18 protein-coding genes and 1 other RNA gene are annotated in these 22,579 nt (G+C 38.5%); 11 read left to right on the top strand and 8 right to left on the bottom strand.

Annotated features, from left to right (window positions below):
• Positions 1–270 precede the first annotated feature (270 nt).
• The 5 genes from ACFINW_RS05170 to ACFINW_RS05150 all read right to left on the bottom strand — a co-directional run bounded on the left by ACFINW_RS05170 (position 271) and on the right by ACFINW_RS05150 (position 5,446).
• The gene (locus ACFINW_RS05170; RefSeq protein ID WP_375621346.1) at positions 271–1,794 is read right to left on the bottom strand and encodes a Do family serine endopeptidase; all 1,524 of its coding nucleotides are present in this window, start codon (positions 1,792–1,794) and stop codon (positions 271–273) included.
• A 151-nt stretch (positions 1,795–1,945) separates the two neighbouring features.
• A complete protein-coding gene (gene hflC / locus ACFINW_RS05165) occupies positions 1,946–2,884 on the bottom strand; it encodes a protease modulator HflC (RefSeq protein ID WP_375621347.1) in 939 nt (312 codons plus the stop codon).
• Positions 2,885–2,886: 2 nt separating this feature from the next.
• Positions 2,887–4,026: an FtsH protease activity modulator HflK gene (hflK, locus tag ACFINW_RS05160; RefSeq protein WP_375612019.1), complete on the bottom strand. Its 1,140-nt coding sequence runs from the start codon at positions 4,024–4,026 to the stop codon at positions 2,887–2,889.
• Positions 4,027–4,145: 119 nt separating this feature from the next.
• On the bottom strand, positions 4,146–4,655 hold the full coding sequence (locus tag ACFINW_RS05155; RefSeq protein ID WP_375621349.1) for a dihydrofolate reductase: 510 nt from the start codon (positions 4,653–4,655) through the stop codon (positions 4,146–4,148).
• Positions 4,652–5,446, bottom strand: a complete 795-nt coding sequence (locus tag ACFINW_RS05150; RefSeq protein ID WP_273722957.1) for a thymidylate synthase — start codon at positions 5,444–5,446, stop codon at positions 4,652–4,654. Before ACFINW_RS05150 ends, ACFINW_RS05155 begins: the two co-directional genes overlap by 4 nt.
• 213 nt (positions 5,447–5,659) lie before the next feature.
• Here ACFINW_RS05150 and ACFINW_RS05145 point away from each other — a divergent pair, with 213 nt between their 5' ends.
• The 3 genes from ACFINW_RS05145 to ACFINW_RS05135 all read left to right on the top strand — a co-directional run bounded on the left by ACFINW_RS05145 (position 5,660) and on the right by ACFINW_RS05135 (position 11,189).
• Positions 5,660–6,967, top strand: coding sequence for an MFS family transporter (locus ACFINW_RS05145; protein ID WP_375621350.1), 1,308 nt, complete (start codon positions 5,660–5,662; stop codon positions 6,965–6,967).
• A 953-nt stretch (positions 6,968–7,920) separates the two neighbouring features.
• Complete coding sequence (locus ACFINW_RS05140; protein ID WP_375640846.1) at positions 7,921–9,231, top strand: MFS family transporter; 1,311 nt, start codon at positions 7,921–7,923, stop codon at positions 9,229–9,231.
• A gap of 650 nt (positions 9,232–9,881) precedes the next feature.
• On the top strand, positions 9,882–11,189 hold the full coding sequence (locus ACFINW_RS05135; RefSeq protein ID WP_375621352.1) for an MFS transporter: 1,308 nt from the start codon (positions 9,882–9,884) through the stop codon (positions 11,187–11,189).
• Between the two features lie 69 nt (positions 11,190–11,258).
• On the opposite strand, the gene ACFINW_RS05130 is transcribed toward ACFINW_RS05135, so the two are convergent.
• Positions 11,259–11,564 (bottom strand): DUF2853 family protein, encoded by a 306-nt coding sequence (locus tag ACFINW_RS05130; RefSeq protein ID WP_375640845.1) that lies wholly within the window; start codon positions 11,562–11,564, stop codon positions 11,259–11,261.
• A gap of 96 nt (positions 11,565–11,660) precedes the next feature.
• On the opposite strand from ACFINW_RS05130, the gene ssrA reads away from it, so the two are divergent.
• The 5 genes from ssrA to ACFINW_RS05105 all read left to right on the top strand — a co-directional run bounded on the left by ssrA (position 11,661) and on the right by ACFINW_RS05105 (position 15,661).
• Positions 11,661–12,017: a transfer-messenger RNA gene (gene ssrA / locus ACFINW_RS05125) on the top strand.
• Between the two features lie 179 nt (positions 12,018–12,196).
• The gene (locus ACFINW_RS05120) at positions 12,197–12,748 is read left to right on the top strand and encodes an SspB family protein (protein ID WP_375629941.1); all 552 of its coding nucleotides are present in this window, start codon (positions 12,197–12,199) and stop codon (positions 12,746–12,748) included.
• An 8-nt stretch (positions 12,749–12,756) separates the two neighbouring features.
• Positions 12,757–12,939 carry a DUF4169 family protein gene (locus ACFINW_RS05115; protein WP_375612011.1) on the top strand — a complete coding sequence of 61 codons (183 nt, stop codon included), beginning with the start codon at positions 12,757–12,759 and terminating at the stop codon, positions 12,937–12,939.
• A gap of 10 nt (positions 12,940–12,949) precedes the next feature.
• Entirely contained in the window at positions 12,950–13,201 is a 252-nt protein-coding gene (locus ACFINW_RS05110) for a ribbon-helix-helix domain-containing protein (RefSeq protein ID WP_375612010.1), read from the top strand.
• A 120-nt stretch (positions 13,202–13,321) separates the two neighbouring features.
• Entirely contained in the window at positions 13,322–15,661 is a 2,340-nt protein-coding gene (locus tag ACFINW_RS05105) for an ATP-dependent helicase (RefSeq protein ID WP_375640844.1), read from the top strand.
• Positions 15,662–15,717: 56 nt separating this feature from the next.
• On the opposite strand, the gene ACFINW_RS05100 is transcribed toward ACFINW_RS05105, so the two are convergent.
• Positions 15,718–16,347, bottom strand: a complete 630-nt coding sequence (locus ACFINW_RS05100) for a DapH/DapD/GlmU-related protein (protein ID WP_375640843.1) — start codon at positions 16,345–16,347, stop codon at positions 15,718–15,720.
• Positions 16,348–16,483: 136 nt separating this feature from the next.
• Here ACFINW_RS05100 and ACFINW_RS05095 point away from each other — a divergent pair, with 136 nt between their 5' ends.
• The 3 genes from ACFINW_RS05095 to ACFINW_RS05085 are packed head-to-tail and all read left to right on the top strand — an operon-like array spanning position 16,484 to position 19,810.
• Positions 16,484–17,065 carry an SCO family protein gene (locus ACFINW_RS05095; RefSeq protein ID WP_375621357.1) on the top strand — a complete coding sequence of 194 codons (582 nt, stop codon included), beginning with the start codon at positions 16,484–16,486 and terminating at the stop codon, positions 17,063–17,065.
• Between the two features lie 26 nt (positions 17,066–17,091).
• Complete coding sequence (locus ACFINW_RS05090) at positions 17,092–17,961, top strand: 50S ribosomal protein L11 methyltransferase (protein WP_375621358.1); 870 nt, start codon at positions 17,092–17,094, stop codon at positions 17,959–17,961.
• A gap of 22 nt (positions 17,962–17,983) precedes the next feature.
• A complete protein-coding gene (locus ACFINW_RS05085; protein ID WP_375621359.1) occupies positions 17,984–19,810 on the top strand; it encodes an aminopeptidase P family protein in 1,827 nt (608 codons plus the stop codon).
• A gap of 595 nt (positions 19,811–20,405) precedes the next feature.
• Here ACFINW_RS05085 and ligA read toward each other — a convergent pair.
• Positions 20,406–22,565 (bottom strand): NAD-dependent DNA ligase LigA, encoded by a 2,160-nt coding sequence (ligA, locus tag ACFINW_RS05080; RefSeq protein WP_375621360.1) that lies wholly within the window; start codon positions 22,563–22,565, stop codon positions 20,406–20,408.
• Positions 22,566–22,579: the final 14 nt, after the last annotated feature.

The raw sequence follows: 22,579 nt of genomic DNA, 5'->3' as shown, positions 1-22,579 counted from the left end.
TTGACTTAAGAAAGGTGTACCAATATCTCTTATGCAGCATTTCAAAGTCTAGGCTGTTACAATATTGAGAACTGAAAAATACTATGATGACACCAATTTATACTTTGATATTCAACATAAAGATATAATGATTTCCAATAGATTTTATATTGCACACCCCATGCTCTCTATCGTGAAATGAGCTTGAGAAATATTGGACATCACATGGCTGACTTGCAAAATATCCCACACACTAAGGCTGATAAAAAACAAAAAATAATTTTTTAAGGATCAATCCATTAGGAGCGTTACGAACCGTAACTCTCCATCTGGACGTGCTACAATAAAGAGAGCATTTTTGCGTCCAGCTTCACGTAATTTATGAATACGTTTTTTAGCCTCATCAATTGTTGTGATAGAACTCTGATTGATATCAACAATCACTTCACCAACGCGAATACGCTTTTTATCCGCTGCACTATTTTGTGCAACAGATGTCACCACTAGTCCTCGAAGTTTATCTGAAATTGAATAACGATGACGCAAATCCTCTGTCAGTTCAGATAACGTCATTCCCATAAATTGCATTGTCACGTTTTTCGACAAATCTTGATTTTTTTTATCATCAACTTCTTCTGTATCTTCATTTGGATCTGTTTCAATCAAACGTCCAAGCTTAACTTTTACTGTTGCTTCTTGCCCATTGCGTAAAATAGTAACGTCCACCACTTTTCCTTCTGAACTTTCTGCAACTAAACGCGGCAAATCACGTGCATGCTTAATTTTGGAATTACCAAAGGAAAGAATAACATCTCCAGTTTGTAACTGGCTATTATCTACATTATTTTCTTCCGTCTGTTCTATTTTACCAGCCACCAATGCTCCCACAGCATTGTCCAATTTTAAACTTTTTGCAATATCCTCTGTTACCGGCTGAATACGAATAGCCAACCAACCACGCCTTATTTCTCCAAAATCACGCAATTGATTAATAACAGAAAGAGCCATATCCGATGGAATAGCAAATCCAATACCGATAGATCCTCCCGAAGGTGAAACAATTGCTGTATTAATGCCAATGACTTCACCATTTCTATCAAATAACGGCCCACCAGAATTTCCCCGATTAATTGCTGCATCTGTTTGAATAAAATTATCATAGGGACCAGCATTAAGATCACGGTTACGTGCAGAAATAATACCAACCGTCACACTTCCACCAAAACCATAAGGATTACCAATAGCCATAACCCAGTCACCAATACGTGCTTTTTCTGAGTCACCAAAACGCACAGCTTTTAATTTTTTACTTCCTGCATCGACTTGAAGCAACGCCAAATCAGTTTTGCTATCCTTTCCAAGAAGCTTTGCCTTTAGTTTTGTACCATCCGTAAAATTAACTTCAATATCATCAGCATCTACAATAACATGATAGTTTGTAACAATAATCCCTTTTTGCGCATCAATCACAAAACCAGACCCTAAAGAACGCACCTTTTGAAATTGACTATCTTTTTGACCATCCTTGGGTGTAAAAAAATCACTGAAATATTCCTCCAGCAATGAACCTTTTGGGATAACGGGTACCGAGGTGTTTGCATCCTGTTCTGTTCCTTCAACAGTCTGCGCCGTAGAAATATTCACAACTGTTTCCAAAAGCTCAGAAGCTAAATCAGGAATAGAAAGCAATGCCTTGCTTGTCTCGGCTCCCCAAGACAAACTCACTGATCCTGATAGAAACAAAGTCACACAAAAAACAACTCTTGTGATAAAAAACTTTAAAAACGTATTTTTACTCACGACACTTCTATCCATGACATGCCTTTAATCAAAGATGCAAAGAGCCCCACTAAATTTATCTACGTAAAACCAGCACGGCTCGATACTCTCTACCACTTTTACCATAAAAGAAAATGGTCACAGATCATTCTTTTCATGCAAAATCTCGTATCTGCAATCCATTATTTTATCTATTCTCTCCCGATTTTGGATCAGTTTTACTGAAGCCAGTATTCATTGTCGGTAAGAATGCTTTATTTGCCTGCGGCGGATTACGAAAATAGAAAAAGAAATCCTCATTTGGAGAAATCACCATCGGTGTTTTCTCTAAATTCTTGTATTGTTCCATCGCCAACCAAAAATCGTAAAAAGACGGATTAGCCTCCCTCGCATTCAATAAAAGACGAATACTTTCAGCTTGACCTTCACCGCGGGTAATTTCAGCATCACGCTTTGCAGCTGCTACAATTTCTTCATATTCACGATTAGCTTCTGCCACAATACGATCTCGCTCCTGCTGACCACGAGCCCGGATATTTTCCGCAGCAGCTTCACGTTCAGCTGCCATTTGCCGATAGACATCTTCTGAAACAGCATCAGTCAAATCGGTTTTACGAATACGCACATCAACAATGGTAATACCCAACGAGCCTGCATCTACAGAAAATTGCTTCTGTACTTCAGCCATCATCGCGCCTCGTTCATCCGATAAGGCTGCTTTAAATTCTCGCTTACCATAAACAGCACGCAAAGCGTCAATAAACCGTGGTGCAAGGTTTTCACGTGCCGCAATTTGTGGACGCCCAGAAGCAATGCGCTGTAAAAACAACTTAGGATCTGTAATACGGTAAATAAAGAACGCATCCACCTCATAATACGCACCACCACGAACCTGTACAGATTGTGTAGGAACATCGTAACGCAATAACCGATTATCAACAATGATCATCTTATCGATAAAGGGCGCCTTGAAATAGATTCCAGGATTAGATTCTACCTGAACAATTTGTCCAAAACGCTTAATTGCTACTTGTTGACGAGGATAGACGATAAATACGGACATCCACAAAATCATCAAAACAAACACTATAGCACTAAAAACAAACAAAAAGCGAGATTGCTGCATAATTAATCTCCTCCAGAAATACGAGAATCTAAGAGTAACGCAGGACGCGCTGCTGTTGCCTTTACTTTTTCCGATGACTTGCTACGCAACAATTCATTCAAAGGTAAATAAGGCACCGCTGGAGAATTTGCCTGATCAAGAACCAGCTTATTTGGTGAAGAAAGAATCCGCCCCATCGTCTCCATATAGAGACGGTAGCGAGCAGCTTCTGGTGAAATCGCAGCCTCTCGAGCTATCGCCTGAAAACGTTCAGCACGCCCTGTTGCCTCTTCAACCATTTGTGCCTTTTCACCTTTTGCGATTTCCCGTGTGCGTGAAGCTTCACCATTTGCTAAACCAATTTTCGTAAAACGCACACGATTCCCCTCTTCAATCATTCTTCCACGTTCCTGCTCCGCCTGCTGAACAGAATTAAACGCAGCAGCAACCTTTGTCGGAGGAGCAGCTTCACTGATAGAAACACGGCTTATTTCGACACCAAGTTGATATTTATCCACAGTCAACTGGATAATCTTTCTAACGTCATTAGCAACTTCTTCTTTCTTGTCACGTAAAACATCATCAACCGGCCGCGAACCAATGACCTCACGCATTGCACTCTCAGCAACTTGGCGGACAGTTCCCTCTTGATCATTCACATTGAATAAAAACTGACTAGGGTATGAAATCCGATAATAAACGGAAAAATTAACATTAACGATATTTTGATCACTCGAAAGCATTAAACCATCACTTTGTTGCGCCTGACCGGGCTTCCCACCAATCGCGATTGTTTTTTCCGTTAAAGGGACTTTCATATAGGTCTCAATTGGCCAAAAATGAAAATGCAACCCATCACCAATAATGCCTTCTTTAGGGATGCCAAAGCGCAACTCTACCGCTTGTTCATTTTGCTGAACAATATAAATTGACTGGTATAGCCAAAAAAACACAATAAGCAGAAGGAATAAAACAGAAAAACTGCTTCTCCCGAATTGTTTAAACTGATCCTGCCCTTTGCGCAAAATTTCATTAAGATTAGGACCATTTTCGCCACCATTACCGCCACCAGAACCAAAGAGATTCTTAGCTGGTGTTTTTTTGTCACCACTGTTTTTATCGCCACTCCACGGGCCACCACCATTTTGATTTGTCCAGGGCATTATCACCTCTTTAACTGATTACCACTACTCGAACACCAACCATTTGCTTGATCTTATAGGGTGTCTCTTACCTCATTACAATACAACTGATAAACCCTTCCACTTCATATTACAAAAAATTATTTCCGCTCATAAACAACAAAACGTGTCGGATGACTATCTTTATCCCCTTTTGGAATATCTTGTGTTTGCACAATAGTCCACTTTTCTTTATCAAAAACAGGAAAAAAACTATCACCTTCTATAGAAGCTAAAACTTCTGTAAGGAATATTTTATCAGCCATATGCAACCCTTGTTGAAAAATTTCACCACCACCAATAATAAAAATTTCCTCTACATCATTTTGAGAAGCAACATTTGTTGCAAGAGAACAAGCTTGCGATAAAGAGTGAGCAACAACAGCCCCTTCAGCACAAAAGGTACAATCACGAGTAATAACGATATTTGTACGCCCTGGTAAAGGTCTCCCAATAGAATCCCAAGTTTTTCGCCCCATAACAATGGGCTTACCCAATGTCAAAGCTTTAAAGCGTTGCAAATCCGTTGATAAATGCCACGGCATTACACCTTCACGACCGATAACACCATTTTCTGCAACAGCAGCAATTAAACAAATGGAAATCGTCATATTGCTACCGGCGCTTTAATATGGGGTTGTGCTTCATAATTAAGCAACTCAAAATCCTCAAATTGAAAAGAAAAAAGATCTGTTACCGCTGGATTTATGCGCATACATGGCAAAGCATTTGGTATACGAGACAATTGATATTTTGCCTGTTCAAAATGATTAGAATAAAGATGAGCATCTCCCAGAGTATGAATAAAATCGCCTACTTTAAGACCGCTTACTTGCGCAATCATCATCGTTAGCAATGCGTAGGATGCAATATTGAATGGAACACCTAAGAAAATATCCGCCGAACGCTGATAAAGTTGACAAGATAATTTCCCCTCCGCAATGTAAAATTGAAAAAGACAATGACACGGAGGCAACGCCATTTCCTCTATTAATGCAGGATTCCAAGCTGATACAATCAAGCGACGAGAATCTGGCGTTTCCTTAATCATCGTTAAAAGATTGTTAATTTGATCAATATGGCGTCCATCAGGAGCGGGCCAAGAACGCCACTGATAACCATAAACAGGACCAAGATTTCCCTTTTCATCAGCCCACTCGTCCCAAATTGACACACCATGCTCTTTCAACCAAGCGATATTTGTATCGCCTTTAAGAAACCACAAAAGTTCATAAATAATTGAACGTAAGTGTAGTTTCTTTGTTGTCAACAACGGAAATCCTGCTTGTAAATCAAAGCGCATCTGATACCCAAAGATAGATCGCGTTCCAACACCCGTTCGATCTGTCCGATCAATACCCTGATTTAAAACATGAGATAAAAGAGCAAGATATGATTTCATGAGGGTATTATGTCCGATTCTTCTTATTATAGAAAATAAAAACTGTAAAATCCGTACAAACATAATTCAAATCTTTTTCCAAAAACATCTTACACAAGAAATTATCATGATCTAACTAAATTTTTGATGCAAAAGATAAAATACTATAGACAGCTTCTAAAAAAATGACATAAATGAACAAAGATGGATGAACATCAAATAAAGGGATCGACTATGGAAAAACAAGAAGCTTTAAAACCACATGATACAAGAAAACGTATCTGGGCTATCGTGTCCAGTGCATCAGGTAATCTAGTAGAATGGTATGACTTTTATGTTTATTCCTTTACATCTATTTATTTTGCATCACAATTCTTTCCCTCAGATGGCAATGACGTTACGCAACTTTTAAAAGCGGCGGGTGTTTTTGCTATTGGTTTTCTTATGCGCCCAATCGGCGGATGGCTTTTTGGCTTCATTGCCGATCGTTACGGACGCAAACGCTCAATGCTTATCTCTGTTTTTATGATGTGTGGTGGTTCGTTCTTAATCGCCCTACTTCCTACCTATGAAACCATTGGAATGGCAGCAGGAATTCTTTTACTTTTACTCAGAATGCTTCAGGGGCTTTCTGTCGGTGGTGAATATGGTACAACAGCAACTTATATGAGCGAAGTCGCCCTCAAAAATCGCCGGGGATTTTTTAGCTCTTTCCAATATACCACACTGATTGGAGGTCAACTTCTAGCCAGTCTCGTTATATTCATTTTAGCGCTTTATCTCACCGAAGATCAGCTAAAAGCGTGGGGCTGGCGTATTCCATTTGCCATTGGTGGATGCGGCGCAATTGTTGCGATTTATCTACGCCGCACACTCCATGAGACAACGACCAAAGAAAGTCGTTCTAGTGCACAAGCTGGTAGTATTAGGGGACTTCTGAGCAACCACCGAAAAGCTTTCTTTCTGGTTATTGGCTTTACAGCTGGAGGATCGCTCACATTCTACACCTATACGACTTACATGCAGAAATATCTGATCACAACCACTGGCTTTGATAAACATACAGCCACAACAATCATGACAGCTGCACTCTTTGTTTTCATGTTACTCCAACCCCTCTTTGGTGCTCTTGCAGATAAAATTGGAACAAGAACTTCACTCCTTATTTGGAGTGTCTTATCTATTATCTTTACCATTCCTGGACTTAATATGATTGGTAGTACTGATAGTACATGGATTGCTTTATCAGTCATTACTGGAATGCTCTGCATTATGAGCTTTTATACATCTATCTCTGGCATTGTAAAATCAGAAATGTTTCCCGCTTCAGTACGAGCAATAGGAGTTGGGCTCTCTTATGCTATTGCCAACGCACTGTTTGGCGGTTCTGCTGAATATGTCGCGCTTGGATTAAAAGATCTTGGATATGAATCTGTCTTCTATTTTTATATAACCGGCATGATGATTATTGCATTCATTGCTGTTCTCTTAATGCCAGATGCTCGCAAAAAAGGGTATTTACAAGGAGACGATATTCATTAACCTTTAATGTTAACAAACAAGGATTTTAATAAAAAAGCCCAGAGTACTGGGCTTTTTTATATCCTTTCCGATAGAAGTTTAAAGCTCACAATTTTTTATCCCTTCAAACACTCTAAAGAAGCAATGTTCCCTCCTGCACACGCCGCTTATAAAAATAAATGGCTTCATATTATTATGTAATAAATACTTCTTTAGCTTAATTTAATTCACTGAAGATAAAAAACGTTTGATTTATTTTAATATTCCCATGCCCACTCAAAATCGAAGAAAAGTGATTATCTTTCAAGAAATTTTATCAATAATAAAGATTACACTCATGATTTTGTTTAATACGTTCTTAATAGTACCCCCTCATGCAAAACAAATCCTTTCATGAAAAATAGAAAATACCATTTTATTATGAATTCGCACACTTTTTTGAGAAACATTTCTCAATGCACCCAACTCCATTTCACAACGGCACCCGTGAATGACATCACGTAAAAGCCCCGTAAAGTATAAACATGGGCATCACTCTCTTTACACTTAATAAAAGTGCAAGCCGCTATCATTATACTATTGAGGAACTCTTAATATTGTACTCCCCCTTAACACTTAAGATCATTCCTAAAAAGTATTTTAACTGATACACCAACCTAGCATGCAATAGTCAGTAACATCATTTTACGAAACAACATCAAGCATATAAACTAAAGAGTATCATATCTTCATAAACACTCTGCATATGCAAATAATTCACAATCAAACAAAAAATAATATTTCCTTAAGGATAGTAAAAAGCGTATAATTTACGCAATGTAACAACACCATGAGCCCAAAACACCACTGATAGCTCTAGAAAAAATCTTTATGTTTCCCTAAAAAATTATCATGATACAATAGCGTTTTTATAATGCACATCGTAAATAGCTTAAAAAAGAAGAAAAGTTATAAATCTAAAAGGGGAATACTTCATGAATAATCAAACAACTTTAGATCCACATGATACAAGGAAACGTATTTTTGCTATCATATCCAGCGCATCAGGAAATCTGGTAGAATGGTACGACTTTTATGCTTACTCCTTTGCATCGGTTTATTTTGCATCACAATTTTTTCCTGAAGATGAAGATATTGTTACACAACTGTTAAAAACGGCAGGAATCTTTTTTATTGGCTTTCTTATGCGTCCAATTGGAGCATGGCTCTTTGGATACATTGCGGATCGTTATGGACGTAAACGCTCAATGCTTATTTCTGTTTTTATGATGTGTGGTGGCTCTTTTCTCATTGCCATACTTCCCACTTATAAAACCTTGGGAATAACAGCAGCATTTCTTCTCCTTTTAATCCGTATGTTTCAAGGGCTTTCCGTTGGCGGTGAATATGGTACAGCAGCAACGTATATGAGTGAAGTTGCGCCCAAAAATCGTCGTGGTCTCTTTGCTTCTTTTCAATATGCAACAACGATCTCAGGTCAACTTCTGGCAAGTTTTATAATATTTATTTTAGCCATTTACCTTAACGAGGATCAGTTAAAAGCATGGGGATGGCGTATTCCCTTTATCATTGGTGGCTTTGGAGCAATCGTTGCAATTTATCTGCGTAGCTTGCTTCATGAAACAACAACCCTCAAAAGCCGCTCTGAACAACACGCTGGTAGTCTTAAAGAACTTTTTCGTAATCATAAAAAAGCTTTCTTTTTGGTTGTTGGCTTTACAGCTGGTGGATCTCTCACATTTTATACATACACCACTTATATGCAAAAATATCTGATCACAACCACTGGTTTTGATAAACAAACCGCAACAACGATAATGACTGCCGCCCTCTTTGTTTTTGTGCTACTCCAACCCCTTTTTGGTTCCCTAGCCGATAAAATTGGAGCAAGAGCTTCACTCATTAGTTGGGGGGCATTATCCATTATCTGCACCATTCCTGTACTTAAAATGATCGGTAATGCCCATAATCCATGGACAGCACTCTTAATTATTATTGGAATACTCTGTGTTATGAGTTTTTATACGTCCATTGCTGGTATCATAAAAGCAGAATTGTTCCCTGCTTCAATCCGAGCAATTGGTGTTGGATTTGCTTTTGCCATTGGCAACGCACTCTTTGGCGGTTCTGCTGAATATGTAGCGCTTGGATTAAAAAATATGGGATACGAATCTGTTTTCTTTTTTTACATCGTTGGTATGATGGTCATTGCACTCATCTCTATTCTTCTTATGCCCGATATAGATAAAGGAGGATATCTCGATAAAGACAATAGACTTCATTAAACTTATTTTCTGGATAAAAAAGCCCAAGAAATTGGGCTTTTTTTGATTCCCTCTCCACCCTAGTAAAGAACGAAAAGCCCGCCCCGCATTCGTCTTACAAACAACTCAGTTTCTCTTAAATTGTCTATAGTTACTGCCCTCTTTATGTAATTTACTTGATAAGATTCTATGGGCAGCCCTACCCTAAATATTTATCACGATATCTAAAAAACACCTCATACGGAAAACCTTATCTGAGGCTTACCTCACCCTCCTAAATAATGATGTGTTATGATACAATAAGATAATTAAGGACACAAAATCCCCTTTTACATTACTTAAGCTTTTTGAAATATTTTCAGTTTTGGGGCTTTCTGCTCATAAAGACCATCTCTTCTATAATCTTCCGGTATGCCAATAATTGCATTCTTCTCATAAAGTTTAAAGGTATCTTGATCTACTTTTCAATGTCCTCTCCCTTTAAATGCAACGTGATAACTTTTTATTCTATAACACAAGTAAAAATCTTAAAACGAATGACAACATAACTCTAATAAATCATCTTAAAGAGTTTCCCTAAGAAATTGTTATAATACCATTGAATTTTTCTGGAAATCATAAACAATTATGTTTAGAAAATATGAACTATAAATCCAAAAGGGGAACAATTCATGAAAAATGAAACAACTTCAGCATCACAGGATGCAAGAAAACGTGTTTTTGCTATTATAGCAAGCGCATCAGGAAATCTCGTAGAATGGTATGATTTTTACGTGTACTCATTTGCATCAATTTATTTTGCATCACAATTCTTTCCCTCCGATGGTGATACGATTACACCACTGTTAAAAACCGCGGGTGTGTTTTTTATTGGCTTTCTTATGCGCCCTATTGGAGCTTGGTTTTTAGGATTTGTCGCCGATCGTTATGGACGTAAACGCTCGATGCTTATATCCATTTTTATGATGTGTGGTGGCTCTTTTTTCATCGCCATACTTCCCACCTATGAAACCTTAGGAATAACATCAGCAATCCTTTTACTTTTAGCTCGGATGATGCAAGGACTTTCAGCGGGTGGTGAATATGGTACAGCAGCCACTTATATGAGCGAAGTTGCTCTCAAAAAACATCGTGGGCTTTTTGCTTCTTTCCAATCAGCCACCCTTATTACAGGTCAACTTCTTGCCAGCTTCATTATATTTATTCTAGCATCTTATCTCTCTGAAGATCAGTTAAAAGCATGGGGATGGCGTATTCCTTTTGTAATTGGTGGATTCGGGGCAGTGATTGCGATTTATCTGCGTCGTTCTCTCCACGAAACAACCACGAAAGAAAGCCGCTCTCACAAACACTCTGGCAGTCTTAAGGAACTTCTCACCAAGCATACAAAAGCCGTTGTCGTAATTGCATGCTTTGCATCAGGAGGATCACTCACGTTTTACACCTTTACGACTTATATGCAAAAATATCTGATCACAACCACCGGCTTTGATAAACATACCGCAACAACGATTATGACAGCTGTACTATTCATTTTCATCCTATTCCAACCCATAGCTGGTATCATAGCCGATAAAATTGGAACAAAAACTTTACTTATTATTTGGAGTATACTCTCTGCCATCTTTACATTTCCTGGACTCTGGATAATCGGTAATACGCATAGTATATGGGTTGCCTTTTCCGTCATTATTGGCTTGCTCTTCATTATGAGCATGTATACATCCATCTCTGGTGTCGTCAAATCAGCAATGTTTCCCTCTTCAATACGCGCATTAGGCGTTAGCATCTCTCATGCCATTGGCAACGCCTTATTTGGTGGTTCTGCTGAATACGTTGCGCTTGGATTAAAAAAGTACGGTCATGAATCACTCTTTTATTTTTATATAACCGTCGTGATGATCATGGCATTCATTGCTCTTCTCTTTGTCCCGAGTATGCGTAAAGGAGGCTACCTCCAAGAGGATGAAAAACATTAACCCTTTTTATCAACGAAAAAGCCCAAGAAATTGGGCTTTTTTTTATCATTATCACAAATTTAATATTGTTTAAATTTTATGAAGTGCATTAAGGTGCTTAGCAACTAGATAATAAAAAGTCACACGACTTTTTCTACGCTCTCCAGACATCATCTCAGCCACTTTTGAAACAGCCATTTTAGCACTCTTCTCATCGGCTTCTAAAACATCTTGAACCCATTTTTCAACACGTTCTAACTCTTTTGGATCCGATGTAGCAACAAGCGCTGCATCCTGCTTTTTCATCACTAAAGCTAAACGACGGCTAAGTCGTTCTACTGCTGCTTCATCGGGATTTAAATCATATAGTTTAATATCTGCTAGATTATTTGTCATTTTGCATCATCTCCTCTCCAAAAATGAGCGGACTATACTTTACAGCCGCATCATATAGCTCCATAAATAATTAGAGGATTAAAAATATTAACAACCCCCCTTTTCCTAAGACTGTTCTTCATCTATATTTAGAGGGCTGGTTTACCAGCTATGGTAATAAATGGACGGTGAAATAAACCTATTGGACCCGGGGGCGGTACCCGGCGCCTCCACCAAAATATAAAAAATCAAAATTATATTTTGGTGGGGGCGAAATAGGATCGACAAGGGTGTAAAGATCGCTCTTTTACTCGGCATTGTACCACCGTTATCGGGCTAAATGAGTAGTTGCAAATGACAACTATGCGGAAGCACGTCTCGCCGCTTAAGGTGGTGTGAATGTTTCAATTTAAGTCTTAAACCGTCGCAGGTTTAAGCGGGGTTCGGAGGCACCTGGCAACAGAAGCCTTCACTTTTTTAAATGTTGTTGATTGATCTTTCAGACATTATCAGACATTATTTACCATAGAGTTTCGTATTTATTCGATTTATTGAGGTGCATCGTAGAAAAAATCTGCTAATTTAAAATATATTCTGTCACACAATATCAATACGCCCCATTCTGCTACGTGAAATAAAAGGAATAAACTTCGATGGTTAAAGATCAAATCCGTTACGATATTCTCGTTCAGGATGCGCTTCGTGGAGTTATCCGTAAAGTTTTATCGGAAGTTGCCAAAGCAGGTCTTCCGGGAAATCATCATTTTTTTATAACTTTTTTGACAAATGCCCTAGGCGTTAAAATTTCTCCTCGGCTAAAAAATCGCTATCCCGAGCAAATGACAATCGTCTTACAGCATCAATTTAGAGATCTCAGTGTTTCAGAAACAGCTTTCGAAGTAACTCTCTCTTTCAGGGAAATAACCGAAAAGCTCGTGATTCCTTTTACTTCCATTCAGGTCTTTTATGATCCTGTAGCAGCATTTGAAGCAGCATTTGATCTGCCCTCAAATCTGACCTCTGGAGAAAGTGAAAATTCAGAAAATACCTCAACTACGCCTATTACCTTATCAAACAAACAAAAAATAGAAAATACGCTTACAAAAGAACAAAATCTCAGTACAAATAAAGAACCTTCAAATAACGATGCAAAACAAAATCAAAGTGCTGATGTTGTCTCTTTAGATTCCTTTCGGAAAAAATAATTTTTCTCATGACTGAATTGATTAATCTTCGCCAATTTCGAAAACAAAAAAAACGTACAGAAAAATCTCTTTGTGCTGAGCAAAATCGTTATCGTTTTGGACGAACAAAAACTGAAAAAAATTTTGAGCAGCAAAAATCTTTAAAAATGCAAAAATTTCTTGATCAAAATCGTTTGCGAAACGACGAATAAAGGTGGAAAAATGCACGAAAATAATTCTATCGATTGGTCAAAAGTCATTCCACGAAAGATATCTGTTCGCGTTGATGGACACGCAACAAGCGTCTCTTTAGAACCACCATTTTTAGATATTCTAAAAGATATAGCCCGCAAAAAAGGACAATCTTTAGCCTTTATTATTACCGATATTGATAGCAAAAGACCACAACAAGTAAATCTTTCGGCTTCGTTACGCGTTTATGCCCTTCAAAGCGTTCTCACCCAAAGCCTTTAATGGTTGTGCTTATTTTTTTACGTTCTCTTTCTGTCTGTTCAACTGAAACTGTTGTAACTTTTTAAGAGAAGTTTTTTTAATCTAGAACTTCAATAAAAAAAAGACTACAAAAGAGATATAATGAGTAATTTTTCTGATCACATCATACCTTTCTTTGAAGAAGATTCCCCTCCAGACCATGATAAGAAGAGCTCTGGTTTTTTCTCCCATACTCTAAAAGAACAAAAATCATATAACACAGACTATTTAGAACAACTCAATCCAGAACAGCAACAAGCTGTTATGAATACTGAAGGACCTCTTTTAGTTCTTGCAGGTGCTGGTACAGGAAAAACACGCGTTTTAACAACCCGTATTTCTCACATTTTACGCTCTGGACTCGCCTCACCTCAACAAATACTTGCTGTCACTTTCACCAACAAAGCAGCCCGTGAAATGAAAACACGTATTGGTGAACTTATTGGAGAAGTTGTTGAAGGTATGCCTTGGCTTGGAACCTTTCATTCCACTGGAGCTAAAATTTTACGCCGTCACGCAGAGCTTGTTGATTTAAAAAGAAACTTTACAATTCTCGATAGCGATGATGTTCTTCGACTTTTAAAACAACTTATTCAAGCTGAAGGATTAGACGATAAGCGTTGGCCCGCACGAAACCTTGCCATGATGATTGATTCTTGGAAAAATCAAGGACTTTCACCAACACATATCTCAAAAAGTGATGCTCATTCCTTTGGTAACGGCATGGGACGTGAACTTTATCACAGTTATCAAAATCGATTAAAAGATCTTAATGCTTGTGATTTTGGTGACCTTCTACTTCATTCTATCTCTATCTTCCAACATAATCCAGATATTCTTCGCGAATATCATTCTCAATTTCGTTATATTCTTGTCGATGAATATCAAGATACAAATACAGCACAATATCTTTGGCTTCGGCTTTTGGCCCAACATCCTCAAGGTCAACATGTTAATCTTTGTTGTGTTGGCGATGATGATCAATCCATTTATGGATGGCGTGGTGCAAAAGTCGAAAACATATTACGTTTTGAAAAAGATTTTCCTTCTGCTAAAATTATTCGTCTAGAACGCAATTATCGCTCAACATCTCATATTCTTAAAACCGCCTCCCATCTCATTGCTCATAATGAAGAAAGACTGGGAAAAGTCCTTTTTTCTGCTCAAGTAAAGAGTGAGGAAGAAAAGGTAAAAATTCATTCAGCATGGGATTCGGCAGAAGAAGCACGAGCAATCGGAGAAGAAATCGAACGTGCACAACAAACCGGTCATGCATTAAATCATATGGCTATATTGGTACGCGCATCATTTCAAATGCGTGAATTTGAAGATCGCTTTGTAACGCTTGGCCTTAATTATCGCGTCATTGGTGGTCCTCGTTTTTATGAGCGAATGGAAATACGTGATGCCATGGCTTATTTACGCGTTGTTGTCCAACCCACTGATGATTTAGCTTTTGAGCGTGTTATTAATACACCCAAACGCGGCATAGGAGATGCAACCCTGCGCATTCTTTATGAGAGTGCACGTGCACGTGCTGTTCCTCTCTTTTCTGCTGCCGCTGACATCATTGAAACAGATGAATTAAAGCCTAAGGCACGCAGTGCGTTACGAAGCCTCATTGAAAACTTCCGCCGCTGGCAAAATATGCTTCAAGACACTCCTCATAGAGAACTTGCCGAGATCGTCCTTGATGATTCTGGTTATACAACCATGTGGTTAGAAGATCGCTCACCAGAGGCTCCTACAAGACTAGAAAATCTTAAAGAAATGATTCGTTCCATGGAACAATTTGAAAATCTTCAAAGTTTTTTGGAACATGTTGCACTCGTTATGGAAACGGAAAATAATGAAAATATGGATGCAGTCAACATCATGACACTTCATTCAGCCAAAGGACTTGAATTTGAAACAGTTTTTCTTCCAGGTTGGGAAGAAGGACTCTTTCCCCACCAGCGCTCATTAGATGAAGGTGGACGTTCAGGATTAGAAGAAGAACGGCGTCTTGCTTACGTAGGTCTAACAAGAGCAAAAAAACATTTGCATATATGGTTTGTATCGAATCGAAGAATTCATGGACTTTGGCAACCTGCTCTTCCCTCCCGTTTTCTAGATGAATTACCAGCAGAACATATAGAAGTTGTAGAAATGGAAACATCCTATGGTGGTTATGGAAAATCTTCTTTTCAATATCACGATTCTTTTTATAATGACTATGCAACACCAAGACAAAAGCGTGCACAAAAAAACAAGAATATTGAAGGAAAAATTATCACGCAATCAATCTCTCATGTACCATCAGATTTTTCTGTCAATGATCGGATTTTTCACATAAAATTTGGTTATGGTCATATTACAGCAATAGACGATCATAAATTGACAATAATGTTCGAAAAAGCCGGAGAAAAGCGTGTACTAGACAATTTTGTAAACAAAGCTTAATTACAAGCAAACCATGATCCGTTTTTCCAAGAGATCATTTTGTTTTATTCTGACTATCATTTCCATTTACGAACAAAGGCTTCAATGGGCAGATTTTGCATATCAGGCAATGCGTCGTGAATTTTATCAAGTGGCCAATCCCACCAAGCCATATCTAAAAGGTATTCTATCACATGATTGGGAAAACGCATCCGCAATCGCTTAGCAGGCACCCCAACGACAATCGTATAAGGCATAACATCTTTCGTTATAACAGCGTTCGCGCCAATGATAGCGCCATGACCAATTGTCACTCCAGGCATAATAACCGCACCATGTCCAATCCACACATCATGCCCAATAATAACACGTTTTGCACAACGCCTTTCACGAAAACCACTATCTAATGCCATATAACGAAAATATTCGTTTGGACGATAGGTTATTTTATGCGTTGAAACGCGCTCCATAGGATGCTCCAACGCATTCATCCGTACATGAGATGCAATAGAACAAAAACGCCCAATATCGCTATAAATAGCCTCACTATTACGCTCTAAATAAGAAAAATCTCCAACGGTTACATCCCGTAAAATCACCCGCTCATTAATTTCCACATAGCGCCCTAATTTACAACCATGCAGCCGCGCTGTCGTATGGATACGAGGTTCACTTTCATGAAATCGAAGATCTTTCTCAATATTCATACATCTTTCACCAATGTTTTATCAATAGATATGGAAAGACATACCAATCAAGCCAATAAAATCAACCATGAAACAAACATTGCAAAACAAACCTGCCGATGTTACAATTTCTCGATCTATCTAAGAGAGTCAAACTATGAAAAATGTAATACGCATCTTGGGGCTGACAATCATATTTCTTGCAGGTGTTTTTATTTATGATACGCTGACAAATAAGCCTTTAGGTGATAACTTTACTCTCACTGATTCTAATGGAAAAAATATTACTGAGGCTGATGTTCGAAGCAAGCCTTCAATAATTTTTTTCGGCTTCACTATGTGTCCTGAAAGCTGCCCTACCACACTGATGAATCTTGATCGATGGCTTACAGCCCTTGGGCCTGAAGCTGATAAATTAGGTATATGGTTTGTGACTGTTGATCCTGAACGTGACACACCAAAAGTACTCCATGATTATCTCAGTAATTTTAACAATAAAATTGTTGGCATTAGTGGAGATCCTGATAAGGTTCATAAAATGGTCAATTCTTTCAACATCGTTGCTGAAAAAGTTCCTGAAACAGATGGAAACTATACATATAACCATACAGCAGCAATTTTTTTACTTAAAAAAGGTGGAAAATTAGCTGGCGTTATCCGTTATGACACGAAAGAAAGCGATAGCGAATTAAAAGATGAAATCGCCATTGAACGGTTAAAAAAACTCGTCTTAAACTAAAAAAACCGATCAAAAGAAAGAACAGCATGTCGCAACAAATTCGCCTCTATTATACTGCTTCTAAAAATGAAGCAGAACGGTTCTATACCCTTATAGAAACAGCCTTTGACGAAGAAGGTTATCCTCTTGCTCTTACAGAGATAGATGAACAAAATGCTGTATATGAGCTTTCTCTATATGTCGATCAAGACAATCAAGAGAACGCATTAAAACATTTTGCAAGCGTTCTCTCTATAGATTTTGATAAAATTAATATGGAAGTTTTACCCAACATTGATTGGGTACAAAAAAGCCTAGAAGGACTAAAACCTGTGCAAGCTGGTCCTTTTTTCCTTCATGGAAGTCACAACCGAAACGCCATTCCAGCAAATGTTCTCCCTATTGAAATTGAAGCTAATCAAGCTTTTGGCACCGGACATCATGGAACAACAGCCGGTTGTTTAGAAATGATTGCCAAAGTCATGAAACACGAAAATCCAAAAAATGCCCTTGATCTTGGTACTGGGAGCGGTGTACTAGCCATTGGTATAGCAATGCTCAAACCAATTACTGTGCTTGCATCCGATATTGACCCAATTGCTGTTCAAGTTGCACAACACAATATCGAATTCAATGGTGTCAAGGAATATATTACAGCTATTACAGCAACAGATTTTGCCCATGATGCAATTGCATCACGAACCCCTTTTGATCTCATCGTTGCCAATATCCTTGCTAATCCGCTTATTGAACTTGCGCAAGAAGTGGTAAAGGCACTTCAAAAAGGGGGATCACTTATACTCTCTGGAATTCTTGAAGAACAACATGCCCATGTTTTGGAGACTTATATAAAACAAGGAATGAAGCATATCGAAACATACCACCGGCAAGGATGGGTTACGATACATCTGAAATAAAATAAAAGAAAAGGACGTCGTTATGTATCAATCTTTTGAGGCGACAACAAATCCTGCTTATGCAGCAGAACGCATTTCTTGCCTTCGTAAAGAACTCGATCACCTTGGACTCGATGGTTTTCTTGTTCCGCGGTGTGATGAGCATCAAGGAGAGTACGTCCCTCCTCATGCTCAACGCCTTAGCTGGTTAACCGGCTTTACTGGATCAGCTGGGATTGCACTGATTTTAAAAAACAAAGCCATCATATTTACAGATGGGCGATATAAGCTCCAAATTCGCCAACAAACTGATCCTGATATTTTTAATTATGAAGATCTCATAACTTGTCCTCCCTCACAATGGCTTGAAAAAAATGGTCAAAAACTTTCTATTGGCTTTGATCCATGGCTCCACACGATTGCTGCCACCAATGCATTGAGAAATGCATTAGAAATGAAAGCAGGTGGAAAACTTGTAGAAGTTCAACATAATCCCATTGATTTGCTCTGGCATAATCAACCAAAATTACCACAATCTGCCTTATCAATTCACCCTCTCAAATATGCTGGGTGCGATACAGATGAAAAACTCGCTTTGATTTACAAAGATATACAGCAAACTCATGCAAATGCTTTTATTTTTACAGACCCCTCTTCCATTGCATGGACATTCAATATACGGGGCAATGATGTTTCCAACACGCCTTTTTCCCTTTGTTTTGCTCTCATTCCACTTAACGAAACACCAGCTTTATTCATTGACAGCAAAAAACTTGGTGTAGAACAGAAACAATATCTAGAACGTTATGCAAAATTATATGAACCAGAACAGCTTATTCCCAAGATCAAAGAGTATGTTCAAAAAGGGACAGTGTTTGCCTTAGATCCACAGCTAACATGCGAAAAATTACGAACTGTTATTGAAGAAAAAAATAGCTTTTTTATCACACTTACCGATCCTGCTGCTCTACCACGTGCCATTAAAAATGACACAGAACTCAATGGCGCACGCAAAGCGCATCTACGCGATGGTGTTGCCCTAACCCGTTTTTTTTCTTGGTTAGATAAACAAATACCAGGGTCAATAAGTGAAATTTCTGCTGCTCAAAAATTAGAAGAATTTCGCATAAATACAGCAAAAGAAATGGGAGAAAAACTTAAAGATCTTTCTTTTGATACAATTTCAGCAGCAGGAGAAAATGGTGCCATTATTCATTATCGTGTAACAACGCAAACAAATAAACAACTCAAAGCCGGTGAACTTTACCTCGTTGATTCAGGTGGACAATATCGTGATGGCACGACTGATGTCACACGCACCGTAGCAATTGGGAATATTGGAGAAGAAGAAAAACGCTGTTTTACGCTTGTCCTCAAAGGCATGATTGCTCTTTCAACTATCAGATTTCCAAAAGGCACACGAGGGCAAGACCTTGATGCTCTTGCACGCATTGCATTGTGGAAAGCTGGTTTTGATTATGCCCATGGCACCGGTCATGGTGTTGGATCTTATCTTTCTGTCCATGAAGGACCGCAAAATATTTCTCGCAAAGGGTGCCAAGAACTCATCTCCGGTATGATTCTTTCAAACGAGCCAGGCTATTACCGCGAAGGCGCTTTTGGTATCCGTCTTGAAAATTTGATGATTGTGAAACCAGCACAAAAAATTGATGGCGGAGATATAGAAATGCTCTCATTCGAAACACTCACACATTGCCCCATTGATCGACGGTTAATCCTTCCAGAGCTTTTGACACAAGAAGAACGACAATGGCTCAATGATTACCATGCGCGCGTTTATCAGATGAATGCACCTTACTTAAATGAAGAAGATAAAAAATGGGCAAAAGAAGCAACAATGCCCCTTTAAATGAAGCAACCTATAACTTTTACTCTTTCTACAAAACACAGGATTTTCTCTTTTTAAGGGAAAAATATTTATCTGCGTCAGGAAATATGAAAAATATTTCTACAAGATACTTCAAGTTTTTTGCTGGTATGGTAAACGCTAACCTAGGTGAAGCAAGATGAGATACACCTATACGTGGTAATACTTATCTTGGCGATCTCCATCTAGACATTATTATATCCCTATTTCCTTTATATGGAAACTTTCGTTATATTTTGTAATTTTCCGCGTTATATTTCTATTACGTCATTATAATTGGTTTATTACGGCATTTTGGATTAAATTATACATATTTATTTACAATTTTTACCTTGCTTCACAATGATAGTTTATAAATTTTACTAATAATAACCTTGTATATTCTTCATCATAATAGTTTAAGTTTAATATTTAAGCTCAACGTTAATTATTTTAAATAACGTAATAAATATTAAAATATATGGCGCTCTGTTTTTGCAAAAAACAGCCACTATTATCCCTCTTTTTGATTTCATCCCCCAAAAAATGTAAGAGAGATAATCATACAAACAGCATACGATCTTCTAGAAAACATCCTCTAAACATTATGTTTCTCAATCAGCTGTAGCCAAGCCTCTTCATCGATAACCTCAACACCTAATTCCTCAGCTTTAGCCAATTTGGAGCCCGCTCCAGGTCCTGCAACAAGAAGATCTGTTTTTTTAGAAAGTGAACCAGATGTTTTAGCCCCCAATCGCTCTGCCAATGCTTTTGCTTCATCACGTGACATATGCGCCAAAGTTCCTGTAAAAACAATGATCTTCTCCGCTATTGGTGAAGAATCTGCTATGATAGGCTCCTCATCAAGAGGAGTTACTTCTTCAAGCAAAACAGATAAAATCTCACGGTTATGCTCTTCTTGATAAAAATCAACAATTGCGCTCCCTACCTGTGGTCCAATTCCTTCGATATTGGTAAGCTCTATCCAAGCCTCATTTCCTTCTTCATTTTCCTTATCACATGGCATAAATGCTTCCATAGCCGCAGTCTCAAAAGCTGTATAATTTTTATAAGCACGTGCAAGGCGGCGTGCATTCACTTCGCCAACATGACGAATCCCCAATGCAAACAAAAAACGGCTCAAAGGAATTTCTCGGCGCGCATTAATGGCATCATACAATTTCCGCACTGAAACAGTACCAAAACCTTCCATATTTTCCAAACGTATCAAAGACTTTTCTTGGCGCCGTTGTAAAGTAAAAATATCGGCTGGTGTATGAATACAAAGCGCCTCATCTTGAACATGGAAAAAAAACTCTACCTGTTTTTTACCCAAGCCTTCAATATCAAAAGCATTGCGTGAAACAAAATGACGAATACGTTCAATTGCTTGTGCAGGACAAATAAGCCCCCCTGTACAGCGACGCACGGCTTCTCCCACTTCACGAACAGCATGACTCCCACAAGCTGGACACAAATGAGGAAAAATAAAAACAGCAGCATCTTTCGGGCGTTTTTCAATGATAACATCAATAACTTGAGGGATCACATCACCAGCACGTTGTACAATCACGCTATCACCTACACGGATATCACGTCCTTCACGAATGGGCTCTCCTTTATGACCAATTCCCTTAATATAATCCTCATTATGCAAACTAGCATTGGTCACCACCACTCCACCAACAGTAATAGGCGTAAGACGTGCAACAGGTGTCAAAGCTCCCGTGCGACCAACTTGAATGTCAATATCTTCCAAAAGCGCTATCGCTTTTTCTGCTGGAAATTTATGGGCGATAGCCCAACGCGGCGAACGAGAAACAAACCCCAAACGCTTTTGGAGCATCAAATCATTAACCTTATAAACAATACCATCAATATCATAGCTTAAAGAATGACGGCATTCTTCGATATCGTGATAATACGAAATAATTTCTTTTACTGTCTTAAAGACTTTTGTTAATGGATTGATAAAAAAGCCATATTCTTTTAGCTTTTTCATCATCTCCATTTGACTTTCTGCCAATATTTCACTCACCTCACCACAAGCATAAGCAAAAAATTGAAGTTTTCTGCTAGCGGTTATCCGTGAATCAAGCTGACGGAGTGAACCAGCCGCCGCATTTCGAGGATTGGCAAAGGTTAACTTGCCCTTCTCTTGTTGGCTGATATTCAGCGCTTGGAAATCTTCCCGCCCCATATAAACTTCACCACGCACCTCAATGATATCAGGAAAATCACCTTGCAAAACTTGTGGGATATCAGCAATTGTTCGGGCATTTGCCGTCACATTTTCACCGACAGTTCCATCCCCACGCGTTGCCGCACGCACAAGCCGCCCCTTTTCGTAGCGTAAAGACAAAGATAAACCATCAATTTTTGGCTCCGCTGTTATTTCCAACACTTGTGTTTCTGGAAGCCGTAAAAAACGACGAATACGCTCAACAAATTCAGTAACATCTTCAGAGCTAAACGCATTATCAAGTGAAAGCATAGGCTGTGCATGAACAGATTTTTCAAATTTTTCAGAAATTGGTGCTCCAATTTTATGTGAAGGAGAATCAATACGTATAAGCTCTGGAAAAAGAGCTTCAATTTCTGCATTACGACGACGTAAAGCATCATATTCTGCATCAGAAATTTCAGGCTGATCATCACGATTATAAAGCACATCATGACGTGCAATCTCTTTTGCCAACCACTCTAATTCACGTTCTGCTTCAACAGCTGTGAGATTTTTATATGCATCTTTGTTCATAAAATCTATTCCAC

Origin of the sequence: Bartonella sp. AA18HLJMS (assembly GCF_042197245.1) — a bacterium.
Lineage (GTDB): Bacteria > Pseudomonadota > Alphaproteobacteria > Rhizobiales > Rhizobiaceae > Bartonella.
Note: the sequence above shows the minus strand (reverse complement) of the source record. Positions and strands in the feature narration are given on the sequence as shown.